Here is a 15,783-nt window from a genome sequence, read left to right as displayed (position 1 = left end):
CTGCCCGCCCTGTGCCTGAGGGCGCTCCGGATCCGGCGCGCACAGCAGCTGGGCGACCGCAAGACGGCCGGGGAGCTCTGGCAGGACGGCCGCGGTCTGGTACGGGCTCTTCTGCGCGTGGGTCCCGCACGGGAAGGTGCGCAGGTGGTGGTTCGGGCTGTCGTCCAGGCACAGCCCGGTCTTCTGGTTCTTCAGCTCCACCGACCCGTCCGGGTACCGGTGCACGAACCAGCTCTGGTCCTTGGCCTTGTCACAGGCGTACATGCTGACGGTGCCGGCCGGGGCGTCGGTCAGGCACCCGTTCGTCTTGATGTTCCGCAGCTCGCGGGTGCCGTCGGCCCACTGGTGCACGTTCCACTTCTGGTGGTCGTTGCCGTAGCAGGTGGTGGTACGGATCCCGTACTGCCCACTGTCGTCCAGGCAGCCGGTGGTCGCGTTGTTGCGGAAGGTCTGCACCGAGTCCGCGGGGGCCGGGGCGGCCACGGCGGCCGTCCCGCCCGTCACCGTCGCGGTGGTGAGCGCCGAGGCGAACAGCAGACCCGCGAGGGCCGCCGCCCGAAGTCGTCGCCCGCCGGTCCGCGCGGCACCGCCCGAGGGGGCGAGCGGGTCCGGGGCCGCGGTCGCGGAGGAGGTGGGGGAGGGGGAGGCGGTGCGGGGGTGGGTGTTCATGTGCTTCTCCTTCGTGAGGGTCGACAGAGGCGGGCACGCGTCCGTCGCATGTGCATTCGCATCCATCGGGCACGTCCGGATCGGTTCCGGGGCGCGTGGTGGACGGGGCGTCGTCCGGCGGTCGTCCCGACCCTGGTCGCACTCCTACTGCCCCAGGGGGAAGGGTGGTTGTCGCAGATCCGCCGGACCCGACGGGAAGGAGTCTGCGCGGCGCCCGGAGGCGGCCGCAACGCCGTCCCGTTTGCTTCAGCGACGTCGGGATCCCTAAGGTTCTGACCTGCCGGGACAGGACCGTCCCGGGACACGGGACGGCCGGCCGGGACGCCTGCGGCGGCCGGAAGGGGGACGACGGCCATGACGGGCCCCGACACCCACGGCGGTCAGGACGGTCGCACCGGCCGAGGCGGCCACACCGGCCGGTTCGGTCAGTCAGGTCGGACCGGTCACAGCGGTCAGGCCGGTCAGGCCGGTTCAGCGGCGCGGCGGTTGGGCGATGCGCTCCGGGCGCTCCAGCAGCGCTCCGGCCGCACGCTTCGCTCGCTGGAGACCGAGGTGATGATCAGCGACTCCTCGCTCTCGCGCTACCTGCGCGGCAGCACCGTCCCGCCCTGGGCCACCGTCCGCGACCTGTGCCGGGCGCTGGGCGCGGACCCCGCCGAGTACCGGGCGCTCTGGGAGGCGGCGGACCGCCAACAACCGCGCACCGGGGCGGCGGTGCTCCCGGAGCCGGAGCCGGAGCTCGGGCCGGGTCCGGGGTCGGTGGAGGGGCCGGAGCCCGTCGCTACGGGCCGGTCGCGGGAACCGCACCCTCCCCGGCACCAGCAGGTGAAGGATCCCGCTTCCGTGGCCACGCCGCCCCTGTGGCTCCTGCGTGCCCGGAGCGCCGCACGCCGCCTGGTCGGCTTCCCGCCCGCCCGTGGCCGACCCTGGGCATGGGCCGCGGGCGGTGTCTGCGCCGGACTGCTCTGCGCCCTGGCACTCGCCCTCGTCGGGCTCTGGCCCACGGCCTCGACCTCGGTCCGGGCCGGCGGCTCCTCCGACCCGACGCGCACTCCCACGACGGCCGCACGGCCCGGCACCCCGGCGGGCGGCGGCTCGGGCTCCGCCCCCGCGGCCCCGCAGGACCGCATCTTCGTCAACCGGGTCACCGGCAACTGCCTCGACCACAGCCTCGATCAGGGCCTGCGCAGCTACGCGCCCAACGGCATGAGCTACCAGAAGTGGTCGGTACGGCCCTTCCCCGAAGCCGCTGGAAGCGCCGGAGCCGGCACGGCCATGGGAGCCCGCGGAGGCCCGGGTGCGAGCACCGTGGCGGTGAGCAGCCGGTTGCGCAACCACGCCACCGGCGCCTGTCTGGAGACCGGTCCGGCCGGCCTCCGCGGCGTCGCCTGCTCCGACACGGCGGCCGGCCAGCGCTGGGTGGTGACGACCCTGCCCGACGCGTCCGCCGAGGTCCGCCACCGCCCGTCCGGTACCTGTCTGGACGACGGACCCGCCGGGCTCCGCGCCGTCACCTGCGACGGTTCCGCCCGCCAGCGCTGGGGCTGACCGCGCCACCCACGCAAGGCCCGAGCCCCGGAACTCCCGCTCGCACCGACCACCGACCACCGACCACCCTCAGGCCACGTCCACCCGGTCCAGCTCCGCGTAGTACGCGTCCTTGGTCAGGGCGACCGTGTTCCGGCCGGCCGTCAGTTCCACCGTCACGGTCACCGAGCGCCAGCGGTCCCATCCGGTGTACGGGTAGGCGATCCGACCGCCCGCCGCGGCCCGCCCGTTGACGGACAGCCCGTGGGAGGCCGGTACGGGTTGCCCGTTCGCGTCCAGCGAGCCGTTGCCGTAACGGACGGACAGCACGTGGGGACCGGACGAGGCCGCGAACACCGCGAACTCCACGGAGCTGTCCGCGTGGTCGATCCAGCCCACGGCCCGGCCCCCGGAGGCTCCGGCCGTCTCGCGGACCCGAGCGTTCCGTACGTCGGCCCGCTCGGCCTCGTACCCGGACCGGCTGCCGCGCACCACCGGGCGACCGCCCGCGAAGCCGAGGTCGGCCGCGTACAGCACGCGCCGCCGGGACCCGTCCGGGCTCCAGCCGTGGAAGAGGATCCGGTCCCGTCCGTCCGGGCCCGTCACCACGTCCTGTCCGCCGGGACCGCGGACCGTCCCGCCGAAGGAGTCGGTGGACATCAGGGGCTCGGTGCCCTTCACGTAGGGGCCGGTCAGCGCGGAGGCCACCGCGTACCCGGTCTTGTACCGCTCGTCCGTGTAGGAGTCCGCCGAGTAGAAGAGGTGGTACCGGTCCTCCCGCCGCACCAGTGTGGGCGCCTCCACCAACTCCCCCTCCCAGTCGAGGTCCCGGCCGACCAGCGGCACGGACGGGCCGGCCGTCCGGGCGCCGTCCCAGGAGACGGGCTGGAGGTGGATCCGGGCGGGAAGCCCGCAGCAGTTGCCGTCGTTCTTCCACAGCACGTACCGACGGCCGTCCTCGGTGTGGCTCGCGGCGTCGATCGCCCCGCCCTCCGCGGCCGGACAGACCAGCGGCCCGCCCGCCACCGGGCGGAACGGCCCCTCCGGCCCGGCGGCCAGCGCGGCGCCCACGCACTGACGGCCGGAAGCCCGGTCACGGGCGGTGTAGAGGAGGGTGTAGCCGTCGCCGTGGTCGAACACCTCCGGCGCCCACACGAGGGTCCGCTCCGGTTCCGCCCAATCGCCGAGCCGCGGCAGCGGATCGGCGGCGGCCGGTGTCCAGTGCACGAGGTCCGTGGAGGTGGCCCGCTGCACGTGCGCGCCCGCCCCGTTGGTGGCGTACGCGTGATAGGTGTCGCCGACCCGCAGCACGTCCGGATCGGCGAAGTCCCGGTCCAGGACGGGGACGGGGCCGGGGACGGGGCCGGACCGGAGACCGGGACCGAGGGAGGCGGCGGAGGCGAGGGCGGGCAGGCCCAGGGCCACCGCCAGGACGGCCGCGCACGCGGCCCGCCTCCCGGTACGACGTACGACTTCGGGCAACACGGGCCAACTCCTCGGTACCGGCAGGGATGGAACGGGGGACGACAGGGACGACAGGGTGAGAGGGGCACGCGGCCTCGGGACACCGCTGCGCCGAGACCACCGGCCACGGAGGCCGCCGGCACAGTGGCGACACCCGCGAACCGCCCCACCCCCCCGGACCAACGCCCGCGCCCCGCCCTGGTTGCGGCCCGCCCGCGGGTTCGTGCCCTCACACGCGAGGGCGCGGCCCCGCCGTCCCGCCCCCTCCGCCGTCCCGCCCTCCGCCGTCCCGCATTCCGCTGTCCCGCCCCTTCGTCTCCCGGCCGCTCCGCCGCCGCCCGCCGGCCTCCCGTGGCGTCGGACGGGTGACGTTCTCGCGGGTCGTCCGGCGGGCACCGGCCTTCCGACCGGCCGCTGTCGATACTCCCGCCATGAGCCCCCTCCGCCCGGTCGGTCCCCTTCGCACGCGCCGGACCCCGCTCCGGCGCCTGGCCACGGCCACCGCGGTCGCCACCGCCGCCACGGCCCTCCTCCTCGGCACCCTCGGAGCCCCGGTCACCGCGGCCCCCGACCCCGGTGGTCCGTCCGGTGTGCGGGAGAACGGCGCCGGGGACGGGCGCCGTCACGCCTGCGTCAGCTCGCGGCCCCCGCACCGAGGCCCCGCCCTCGACGTGTTGCGCATCGCGCAGCGGGCCAAGACGGAGATGGACCTCAAGTCGGTGATCCTGCGCGTCAGCGTCGACGGCCGCGAGGTCGTCACCTCCGCCCTCGGCGCATCGATGACCGGCGTCCCCGCCCGCCCCGACATGCACTTCCGCAACGGCAACATCGCCATCAGCTACATGGGCACCGCCCTGCTGCGCCTGGTGGACCAGGGCAAGGCCGACCTCGACGAGCCCGTCTCCCGCTGGCTGCCCGACCTCCCCGACGCCGACCGCATCACCCTCCGCATGCTCGGTTCCTCCACCACGGGCCTTGTGGACTACGTGCGGCAGCCGGCCTTCCAGGCGGCCGTCGGCGCGGACCCGTTCCGACAGTGGACGGCGGACGAACTCGTCGAGATCTCCACCTCCGAGGACCGCCTCTACGCACCGGGCACCAACTGGAACTACTCGCACGCCAACTTCGTGCTCCTCGGCGCCGCCCTGGAGAAGATCTCCGGCCTCCGCCTGGACCGCCTGCTCCAGCGCGAGGTCATGGGGCCGCTCGGGCTCCGCGAGACCCGCAACTCCTCCACCCCCGACATCCCGACGCCGGTCCTGCACGCCTTCAGCGCGGACCGCGGCCCCTACGAGGAGTCCACCTTCTGGAACCCCTCCTGGACCACCGCCCCCGGCGCCGTGCAGACCACCGACATCTGCGACCTGGAGCGCTCCGCCTCCGCGATCGGCTCCGGTGAACTGCTCTCGGAGCCCGCATACCGGGAGTTCACCGACCCGGGCACCGTCGGCCTGGGCACCCCGACCGCGGACTGCCCCGCCACCGTCTGCATCGCGCAGACGGAGAAGACCCACTACGGGATGGGCGTCCTCGTCCTCGGCGACTGGATCTCCCAGCACCCGCTGTTCTTCGGCTACTCGGCCTCGATGGCCTACCTGCCGTCCGAGCGGATCAGCATCGCCGTGTCGACCACGGAGGGACCGGCCGCCGTGGACGGACACTCCGCCCACGTGATCGCCCAGCGGATCGCCGCCGCCCTCACCCCCGACCACCCGATCCCCGACTTCGGCTGACCGGCCCGGGCCGGGCCGGGTCGTCACACGGCCCGGCCCGCCCCCGGAAACCGCCCCGCGAACCCCGGGGGGCGGTTCAGTGCCCCGCCGCCGTCCGCGTCCCCGAGGGCGGCGGGGGCTCGACCGCCCAGCGCAGCGCCCGGGTCACGGCGGTGCCCGCGGGCCGGAACAGCAACCGCTCCGCCCGCGGCAGCAGCGGCAGCCCCAACGGCTCCCGGGCCCACGGTGGCAGCAGACCCACCGCCGCCGCCGACAGCAGCCCGTACGGAAGCCGCGCCGGCCAGGGCAGCGGCGGGTGCCGCAGCAGGAACCGCGCCGCGGCCCGCGCCTCCGGGGTGCCGCGCAGCTCCGGCCGGTACGCCTCCAAGCGGGCCGCGAGCCCGGCCTCCGTCACCGGCGGGTCCGGAACGCCGAGGGCCCGCGCCACCCGCGCCGCGGCGGCCACGTACGCGTCCCGCCCCGGCCCGTCCAGCGGCCGCGCCCCGAACCGCTGGTGGGAGCGGAGGAAACTGTCCACCTCCGCCACGTGCACCCACTCCAACAGGTGCGGGTCGTCGGCGCGGTACGGCACCCCCTCGGCGGTCCGGCCGCGCACCCGCGCGTGCACGGCCCGGACGGTGTCCACCGCCCGCTGCGCGTCCTCGACCGTCCCGTAGGTGGTGTACGCCAGGAAGGTACTGGTCCGCTGGAGCCGCCCCCAGGGGTCCCCGCGGTACCCGGAATGCGCCTCCACCGCGGCCATCGCCAGCGGATGCAGGGACTGCAGCAGCAGCGCGCTCAGCCCGCCCGCGAACATGGAGGCGTCCCCGTGGACCCGCTGGATCGGCTCGCCCGGGGCGAACCAGCGCGGACCGGGCGTCTGGTGGATCCGCACCCGGTTCTGCGGCCCCTCCGGGCCCGCCACCCGACTGAACAGTGCCGCCCGTGCCCGCTCGCGCACCCCTGCGCCGTCCCGCGCCCGCACCCGCATCGCGCCCCCTCTTCTCCGGTTCGTCCTCTACTTCGGTCCGTTCCGTCCCCGCGGATGCCGTACCGCGACCGTTTCCGGGGCCGTTTCCGCGGCCGTCTCACGGGCGTGAGGGCTCGCGGGCCGACGAGCTCTTGCCCCGGCGAGCCATGCCCCGACGAGCCCACGACCCCTGCGGCCCACCGGCTTCCGCACGGGGGATGCTGCCCACGGAGCGGGCCCGTCGACCACTCCCGTTCCCGCCCGCGCGCACGCCCGGGCGGTGCCGGTCCGTCCCCGCCCCGCTCCCTCCAGTGTCGCGCGGAACCCGCTGCTCCCACAGGCCCCCGCGACCATGCACTCACGCACCCACCCTCCCCGCGGGGCAGGGGTGCCCTCGAACCGCCGTCCGGGGCAGCCGCGCCCCGAAAGGAGTACGACGGCACCCTTCGGGCGCGCCTCCACGGCACCGCGCACCAGCATGTGTGACATGGCACCGAACCCGACCACACCCCTGGCCGCCCTCGCCGTCGCCCTCACGACCGCCCTGGCCGCCCTCACTCCCTCGGCCGCCACCACCCCCGACCCGGCCCCCGCCGCCGTTGCCCCCGCCCTCGTTCGCGCGCCCGACTCCCTCCCCGCCCCCGACTCCGCCCCCGGCCTCACTCCCGCCCCGGTACCGGGCCCCGCCCGAGCCTGCGCCGGCGCCCGCAGCTGCTGGGTCGACGTGTCCGTGGCCCAGGTGTGGACCAGCCCGGACCTGGTGCGCGAGGTGGACGCCCCCGCCCTCCGCCACCCCGCCGACCTCAGGGGGTGGCTCGCCGCCCTGGGCCCGGACGGCGAGGCCCGCCGTACGGTGCCCGGCGAGACCCAGGCCCTGTACGGCACGCCCGTCACCGTCGAGGCCACCCGTCGGGACGCGGACGGCTTGCTCTGGGACCGGGTCCGGGTGCACGGCCAGCCCACGCCGAAGGACCCCGGCGGCGCCTACCCGGGCTGGATCCCCGACCGGCAGCTCACCTCGACCCGACCCCGGCCCCCGGCCGACGCCGCGCCCCGGCACGTCACCACCCGGACCGCCTGGGCCTGGACCACCGCGGCCGGCGCCGCCGCGGCCGCCACCACCGGGCGCGCCACGGAGTACTCGTACGGCACGGTCTTCCCCGTGCGCCCGAGCGGGACCAAGGGAGTGGAACGGGCCACCGCCCACGACGGCACCGCCCTCTACCTGCGCTCCGGAGACCTCGCCGCGCTCCCCGCCCGCCCCACGGGCGCCGCCGTCCTCACCGAAGCGCGCAAGTTCCTGGGCCTGTACTACCTGTGGTCGGGCGCCTCCGGTTTCGGGCAGGACTGCTCGGGGCTGACCAGCCAGGTGTACGCGGCGCTGGGCGTGACGGTCCCCCGGGACGCCCAGCCGCAGTTCGACGCCGGCGGGGGCGCCGCCCCGGCCGGTTCCGCGAAGGGCACCCGCATCGAGCCGGAGGACCTGGCCGCCCTCCGCCCCGGCGACGTCGTCGCCTTCGGCGAGGACCCCGACCGCATCACGCACGTCGGCCTCTACACGGGCACGAAGAACGGCCGCCCCCTGATGATCGACGCCCCCGGCACCGGCCTCCGCACCCAGGAGGAGCCGATCCTCACCACCCACCGCACCTACCAGGGCGCCACCCGCTTCCTCCCCTGACCCTGACCCTGAGCCCGGCCCCGAATCCCCATCCCCGTCGGCGCCCCGCCCCCACCGGCGTCTCGCTCCTCACGCTGGGTGACCCGGGCTGTCGGGCGGGGCTGCGGTGCGCCGCCACCGCTCCGACCGAGCCGGTCCACCGAGCCCTCTCCACGGTTCCCGGCCGGCCGGGTCCCGCCTCCGGCCGGGCCGGTACGAACGACTCCGTTTGGGGAGTCGACGGCAAATCAACTCACTTCCCCCATAGGGCACTTCGCCCTGAGTAAAGGGAGCGTCAAATCGGCTGGTAGCGCATGGTGTCCCGGTGGCGCGTTTCCCTAGGGTGCGGATCACCGTGCGCGATCAAGCAGCGGCGGCGCCCGGGCCTCGACGGCCCGGGCGTCTCTTTGTGATGCCCTGAAAGGGCTGGGGGGTTCGAATGAGGGCGTGGTATGCCCATTCCTCGGTGTGGTCCAGACACCGAGGAAGCTCACAGTGGGTGACGCTGCTGGCGTTGCTCGCCGTCCTGTTCTCGATGGTGGCGGTCCCCGAAGCGGGAGCGGCGCCCAAGCCGCCCCGCAAGGTGTGGACCCCGCCGAAGACGGCGCTCCACACGACGCGGTCCGTCGAGGCGAAGCCGGGAGCGGCCCGTGGAGTCGCGACCGCGCCGCGCCGACCCGGCGGCGTCGAGAAGATCTGGAAGCCCGCACCGCGGCGGGCACTGAAGACCGGCTCGGCCACGGTCGCCCTCCCGGGCGTTCCGGCCGCCGGTGCGGGGGGAAGGAAGTCCGCCGGGTCCACCGGGCGGAGCTCCGCCGCGGGGACCGGCACCGATGAAGGAGGCGCCCTACCGGCGGGCGGACTGCCCGTCACCCTGACCGACCTCGGGACCCCCGGACCGACCCGAGCCGATTCCGGCACCAAGTCCGTTTCGAAGCCCGGTTCCCAGGGCGGTTCCAAGGCGGCCACCGGGGCAGCGGCCGCCGGATCCGGCTCGGCGCCCGCCGAGGTCCGCGTCGAGGTCCACACCCCCGCCGCCTCCCGGGCCGCCGGAGCCGCGAGCCCGCTGATCAGCCTCACCGATCCGGCCGCCGGCACCACCGGGGGCCGGCAGCTGAAGGTGTCGCTGGACGTGGCCGCCCTCCAGGGCACCGGAGCCTGGAGCGACCGGGCCCGCCTGGTCCGGCTGCCCGCCTGCGCCCTCACCACGCCCGGCCGGCCCGAGTGCCGTGAGCGGACCCCCGTGGCCTCCGTCCTCGACGCCCGCTCCGGCCGACTGACGGCCGAAGTGACCCTGCCCGCCACGACGGGACCCGCGCCGAAGGCCCGCGCCGCCGGCTCGGCCGCGGCCGCCCCGGCCCTGGTCTCCGCCCCCGCCACGGTGCTGGCCGCCGAACCGGCCCCCGCGGGCTCCGGCGGCAACTTCGCGGCCTCCCCGCTGTCGCCCTCGATGTCCTGGAGCGCCGGCTCCAACGCGGGCAACTTCACCTACGGCTACACCTTCGACCTGCCGACCTCGCTGGGCGGCGCCGCCCCCGGAGTCCAGCTCGGCTACGACTCCTCCGGCGTCGACGGGATGACCTCGGCCAACAACTCCCAGTCCTCCTGGATCGGTGACGGCTGGAACTACCACCCCGGCTCCATCACCCGTACCTACAAGCCCTGCCTCAGCGGCGGCATCGACATGTCCGGCGACCAGTGCTGGGCGGGCCAGTCCCTCGGCCTGAGCCTCGCCGGTCACTCCGGCCAACTGGTCAAGGACGACACCACCGGGACCCTGCGCCTCCAGGGCGACGACGGCACCAAGATCACCCCGCTCACCGGCCTGCCCAACGGCGCCTGGAACGGTGAGGGCTTCAAGGTCACCACCACCGACGGCACGCAGTACTACTTCGGTGCCGGCCGCCTCCCCGGCGGCGACGGCACCGACCCCGCCTCCGAGTCCGTCAACACCGCCCCGGTCTACCACCCGAAGGCCGGCGACCCGTGCTGGTCGGCGGGCGCGGGCAAGGCGTCCTGGTGCCAGATGGCCTGGCAGTGGAACCTCGACTACATCGTCGACCTCCACGGCAACCTGATCACCTACACGTACGAACGCGAGGGCAACCACTACGCCCGAGGCGGCGGCCAGAACAACGGCAACGGCTCCCTCACCGCGTACACCCGCTACTCCAGCCTCAAGAAGATCGGCTACGGGCAGCGGCTGCCGGAGCAGACGGCCGCCAAGGGGGCCCTGAACCCGGCCGTGCAGATGGAGTTCACCACCTCCGAACGCTGCATCCCCACCGCACAGTTCGACTGCGCGCCGAACCGGCGGACCCTCGCCAACCAGGCGTACTGGCCCGACACCCCGCTCGACCAGGCCTGCGGGGCCACCGGCACCTGCGCGGTCTACGGCCCCACCTTCTGGACTTCCAAGCGCCTCACCAAGGTGGAGACCCGGATCCTGACCGGCGGCTCCTACCGGACCGTCGACAGCTGGGCCCTCAACCAGGTCTTCTCCGACCCGCAGGACGGCACGAACAGCCCCACCCTGTGGCTGGAGTCCATCCGCCGCACCGGCTCCAACGGCCAGAACCCCGTCACGCTGCCGGCGGTGAAGTTCACCGCCGCCCAGAAGCCCAACCGCGTCGACGGGCTCGTCCCGGCCGCACCGCAGTTCAACCGACCCCGGATGTCGGAGATCACCACCGAGACCGGCGGCCGCGTCTCCATCGGCTACCACCCGGTGGAGTGCTCGCGGGTCAACGGCAGGATGCCGACCTCGCCACAGTCCAACACCATGGCCTGCCAACCCGTCAAGTGGGTGACCCCGGGCTCACCGCCCGACGCCGCCCCCGTGGACGACTGGTTCCACAAGTACCTGGTCTCCTCCATCACCCGCGAGTCCCAGGTCACCTCCGGAGCCGCGCAGACCACCCGGTACGAGTACGGCGGCGGCGCCGCCTGGCACCGCAACGACTCCGAGTTCGCCGACGACAAGACGCGCACCTGGGACAACTTCCGCGGCTACCAGACCGTCACCACCCTCGGCGGCAACGGCGCCGACGGCCCCCGCAGCAAGTCCGTCGCCACCTTCCTCCGCGGCATGGGCGGCCAGGTGGCCGACACCTGGGGCGGCACCATCACCGACGAGGAGGAGTTCGCCGGCTTCGTCCGCGAGTCCCGGACCTTCGAATCCGAGGCCCCCGGAGCGCAGGTCGTCAGCGGCGAGCTGTCCACCCCCTGGCGCTCCGACCCCACCGCCACCTACACACCGCCCGGCGGCCTGCCCAAGATCCACGCGCGGTACGTGAACACGGCCCAGGTCAAGGAACGGGCCCGACTGGCGAACGGCGAGTGGCGGACCACCCAACGGGACGTCACCTACGACCAGGCCCACGCCGGCCGCGTCCTCACCGTCGACGTGCTCGGTGACGTCACCCGGCCCGAACAGCGCCAGTGCACCAGCACCTCCTACGCCACCGGCGCCGACTCCCACCTGATGGAGTTCCCCTACCGGGTCCTCACCCTGGCCGGAGCCTGCGGACAGACCCCGGTCAAGTCCAACACCATCGCCGACACGCAGACCCTGTACGACGGACAGCCGCTCGGCACCGTCGGAACCCGGGCCCTGCAGACCTCCTCCCGCGTCCTCGCCGCCTACGAGACCGACGGCTCGCCGCGCTACCGCACCACGGTCACTGCCGAGTTCGACAAGTACGGCCGCCAGACCGCGACCACCGACCCCAACAGCACCGACGCCACCCACCCCGGCGGCGCCCGGACGGTCACCGCGTACGTCCCCGCCGAAGGGGCCCTGCCGACCGCCGTCGAGGTCACCAACCCGATGGGCTGGAAGTCCGTCACCACCCTGGACCCGGGCCGCGCCCGGCCCACCCGGGCCGTGGACGAGAACGGCCACGCCACCGACGAGTCCTACGACGCCCTCGGTCGCCTCACAGAGGTCTGGCAGAACGGCCGGGACCGGGCCACCCAGAGCCCGAACCGCAAGTTCACGTACGCCCTGAACGGCGCCGCGGGCCCCGCCGTCATCACCAGCGAGAGCCTGCGCGAGGACGGCAGCTACGCCCGGAGCATCCAGATCCACGACGGCTTCGGCCGGGTCCGCCAGACCCAGTCGATGCCCTCCTACGGCTCCGTCGGCCGACTGATCTCCGACGCGGTCCTCGACAGCCAGGGCCGCCAGGTCCAGTCCACCCCGTCGTACTTCAACGACGACTCCGGGCCGACCGCCGTCGTCTTCACCCCGCAGGACGCGCAGATCCCGGCGCAGAGCTGGAACGAGTACGACGCCCTGGGCCGGGTCACCGTCTCCAAGGCCGTCTCCTACGGTCAGGAGCAGTGGCGCACCACGACCGCCTACCGCGGCGCGGACCGGATCGACGTGACCCCGCCGCAGGGCGGCTACGCCACGACCACGATCACGGACGCGCGGGGGGCGACCACCGAGGTCCGCCAGTACAAGTCGGGGACGCCCGAGGGCGCGTACGACTCCACCTGGTACGCGTACGACACCTCCGGTCGCGCCACCCTGCGCAAGGACTCCTCCGGCAACGAGTGGCGGTACGGCTACGACCTGCTCGGACAGCAGACCGGCAACTCCGACCCGGACGCCGGTGACACCACCACCTCCTACGACGCGGGCGGCCGGGTCACCACGGCCACCGACGCCCGGGGGAAGTCGACGAGCTTCACCTACGACCTCCTCGGCCGGAAGACCGCCGCGTACACCGGCACCTCCACCACCGACCCGGCCAAGAAGATCCTCGAATGGAGCTACGACGGGCTGAAGAAGGGCAAGCCCGACTCCTCGACCCGCTACTCCGGCGGCGCCGCGTACCGCTCCGCGGTCACCGGCTACGACAAGGGCTACCGCCCCACCGGCGCCGCGGTGACCATCCCGTCCGTGGAGCAGGAGCTCGCGGGCACCTACACCTCCAAGATCACCTACACGGCCGTCCTGGGCCTGCCGAAGACGACCACCCTGCCCTCCGTGGCCGGGCTGGACCCGGAGAAGATCACCAACTCCTACGACGTCGACGGCAACTTCCTCACCTCCAGCGGTGAGTACGACCTGGTCTCGGACGTCCGGTACGACGCCTTCGGGCGCCCGACCCGCACCACGGTCGGCCCCTGGGGCAAGCAGGTCGTCTCCACCCAGCTGTACGACGCCGGCACCGGCCGGGTCGTGCAGTCCACCCTCGACAAGCAGACCGCCGAGGCCACGCACGTCGGCCTGACCTCCTACACCTACGACAAGGCGGGCTCGCTCACTTCCGTCAAGGACGTCCAGGACGGCACCGCGGTCGACCTGCAGTGCTTCCGTTACGACTACCTGGGGCGCCTGACCTCGGCCTGGACCGACAAGGGCGGCACCAGTACCGCGCCCGCCCCCTCCGTGGGCGGCATCGGCGGGTGCACCGACCCGACCGAGCCGACGGCGGTGAACGCCGGGGCGCGGGTCGGCGGACCGGCCCCGTACTGGCAGTCCTACGCGTACGACCTCACCGGCAACCGGACCAAGGTGGTCCGGCACGACGTGACCGGTGCCACGGCCAAGGACCAGACGGTCGACCAGACCTTCGGCACCGGCCGCAACACCCCCTCCACCGACCCCACCACGGGCGGCGGCACCGGCGGACCCCACGCGCTCAAGACCTCGAAGACCACCGTGGGCGCGGCGGTGAAGCAGGCGACGTACACCTACGACGCCTCCGGCAACACCACCTCCATCACCGACACCGGCGGCACCAAGCGGCTGAACTGGAACGACCAGGGCAAGATCGAGTCCGTCACGGACACCGCCGCCTCCGGTGCCACCTCCTACGTCTACGACGCGAGCGGCGGCCAGCTGATCCGCCGGACCCCGGGCCGGGTCACCCTGTTCCTGGGAGCCGACGAGATCACGCTGGAGACCTCCTCCGGCGCGGTCACCGACACCCGCACCTACCCCGCGCCGGGTGGCCTCTCCGTGGCCCGGACCGTGGTCGCGGGCGCGAGCAAGCTGTACTACCAGGCGGCCGACCCGCACGGCACGAACGGCGTGCAGTTCGAAGCCGACTCGCTGCTGTCCACGCGGCGCCCCAGCGACCCCTTCGGTAACGGCCGCGGCGCCCAGCCCGGACCCGGGGTCTGGGCTGGCGGCAAGGGATTCGTCGGCGGCTCCATCGAGGGCACCGGGTTCACCACGCTCGGCGCCCGCCAGTACGACCCGGCGACCGGCCGGTTCCTGTCGGTGGACCCCCTGTTCATGGAGGGCGACCCGCAGTCCTGGAACGGCTACGCCTACGCGAACAACAACCCGATCAACGGTTCCGACCCCGACGGCACCTGCATGCTGATGGACGACGGTGGTCCGTGCGTCGGCAAGGTCGCCCCGGCGCCGCCCTCGGGCGGCGGTGGCGGCGGCGGACCCGCCCCCACCGCCAAGGGCAGCACCCCCGCCACCCAGCAGGCCACGTCCGACCGGGCCGCGGCGGACCGGAACGCGGCCGCCGCCCTGCAGAAGCAGCAGGCCGCCGACGAGGCCCTGGCCAAGGCGAAGCAGCAGCGTGAAGAGCTGATGAGCCAGATCGTCGACGTGGTCGGCGACCTGATCGGCTTCAACGACGCGCGGGACTGCTTCACCAAGGGCGACGTGATGGGCTGCGTCAACACGGCCCTGAACTTCGTCCCCTGGTCGAAGGTGTTCAAGGCCGTCAAGGTCGGCATCCGTGCCCTCAAGCTGTGGCGCGAGGGTGAGAAGGCGTACGACGCGATGCGCGTCGCGCAACGGGCGGCCCGCGAGGCCGAGGACGCCGTCGCGATGACCCGCAAGACCGCGAGCGAGGCCGCGGACGCGGAAGCGGCGGCCATGCAAGCGGAGAAACAGGCCGCGGACCAGGCGGCCGAATCCGCGGACGTACCCACCAGCTGCCCGCTGAAGCACAGCTTCCCCGCCGGGACCGCGGTGCAGCTGGCGGACGGCACCACCAAGCCGATCGAGCAGGTCAAGGAAGGCGACCGGGTCCTCGCAACCGACCCGCAGACCGGGGCGACCCGGGCGGAGACCGTCGAGAAGCTGATCGTCACCCCCGACGACAAGGAGTTCACGGACGTCACGGTCCAGGAGGGCGCGGCCCCCGCGGCCACCCTCACCACGACCTGGCACCACCCCTTCTGGAACACGACGACGGCCCGCTGGACGGACGCGAGCGAACTGGCCCCCGGCCAGGCCCTCCGTACCCCCTCGGGCACGAAGGCCGTCATCACGGCGATCCGCAACTACCGCGACGCGGTGGTCACGTACGACCTGACGGTCACGAACCTCCACACGTACTACGTCCTGGCGGCCCGGATCCCGCTCCTGGTCCACAATCAGGAGTGCGGCGGTGACGACGGAATCGCCGTCGTACACGGTCACCAAGGGGAAGGAACCAACGTCCATTTCACGGTGGAGGTCATGGATTCCGCAGGTGACATCACGCATTCCGAACTCGTTCCCAATGTCGGGAAGACGAAAACGGCAATTCGTGAGTATCGGGGACGTGCCGGAACGATGTCATTCACGTTCCGTCTGCCGAATGCGAAAGCGGCGCGAGATTTTCAGAAGGACGTGATCGGCACGCAGGGGGCGAAATATGATTTCGTGACCAATAGCTGCATGACTCATGTTTGTGATGTTCTGAGGGCGGGCGGCGTCACGGATCTTCCGAATTCCGGAACGCGGACGGTGGTGTGGGCGAAGCAAGGTCTCAATTCTGCTTTCCGGGACGACTGAACCTCGCCTGACTTGTGGG

At 73.6% G+C, this 15,783-nt stretch carries 7 protein-coding genes; 4 read left to right on the top strand and 3 right to left on the bottom strand.

Annotated features, from left to right (window positions below; all coding sequences use genetic code 11):
- On the bottom strand, nt 1-669 hold a 669-nt coding region (locus ABTZ17_RS05810; RefSeq protein WP_502994602.1), incomplete at its 3' end, for an RICIN domain-containing protein.
- Nucleotides 670-1,155: 486 nt separating this feature from the next.
- Here ABTZ17_RS05810 and ABTZ17_RS05805 point away from each other — a divergent pair.
- Entirely contained in the window at nt 1,156-2,217 is a 1,062-nt protein-coding gene (locus ABTZ17_RS05805; protein WP_352194244.1) for a helix-turn-helix domain-containing protein, read from the top strand.
- Nucleotides 2,218-2,286: 69 nt separating this feature from the next.
- Here the strand turns inward: ABTZ17_RS05805 and ABTZ17_RS05800 are convergent, their stop codons facing one another.
- On the bottom strand, nt 2,287-3,681 hold the full coding sequence (locus tag ABTZ17_RS05800) for a family 43 glycosylhydrolase (RefSeq protein WP_352194243.1): 1,395 nt from the start codon (nt 3,679-3,681) through the stop codon (nt 2,287-2,289).
- Nucleotides 3,682-4,091: 410 nt separating this feature from the next.
- Here ABTZ17_RS05800 and ABTZ17_RS05795 point away from each other — a divergent pair, with 410 nt between their 5' ends.
- Nucleotides 4,092-5,393 (top strand): serine hydrolase domain-containing protein, encoded by a 1,302-nt coding sequence (locus ABTZ17_RS05795; RefSeq protein WP_352194242.1) that lies wholly within the window; start codon nt 4,092-4,094, stop codon nt 5,391-5,393.
- A 76-nt stretch (nt 5,394-5,469) separates the two neighbouring features.
- On the opposite strand, the gene ABTZ17_RS05790 is transcribed toward ABTZ17_RS05795, so the two are convergent.
- Complete coding sequence (locus tag ABTZ17_RS05790; RefSeq protein ID WP_352194241.1) at nt 5,470-6,363, bottom strand: oxygenase MpaB family protein; 894 nt, start codon at nt 6,361-6,363, stop codon at nt 5,470-5,472.
- Between the two features lie 466 nt (nt 6,364-6,829).
- Here ABTZ17_RS05790 and ABTZ17_RS05785 point away from each other — a divergent pair, with 466 nt between their 5' ends.
- Nucleotides 6,830-8,023: a C40 family peptidase gene (locus ABTZ17_RS05785; protein ID WP_352194240.1), complete on the top strand. Its 1,194-nt coding sequence runs from the start codon at nt 6,830-6,832 to the stop codon at nt 8,021-8,023.
- Between the two features lie 478 nt (nt 8,024-8,501).
- Nucleotides 8,502-15,764, top strand: a complete 7,263-nt coding sequence (locus tag ABTZ17_RS05780; RefSeq protein ID WP_352194239.1) for a polymorphic toxin-type HINT domain-containing protein — start codon at nt 8,502-8,504, stop codon at nt 15,762-15,764.
- The last annotated feature ends 19 nt before the right edge of the window (nt 15,765-15,783 follow it).

The sequence above is a fragment of the Streptomyces sp. NPDC097619 genome (assembly GCF_040302735.1).
Taxonomy (GTDB): Bacteria; Actinomycetota; Actinomycetes; order Streptomycetales; family Streptomycetaceae; genus Streptomyces.
The sequence above is the reverse complement of the archived record's forward strand: the minus strand, read 5'-3'. Positions and strand labels throughout refer to the sequence as shown.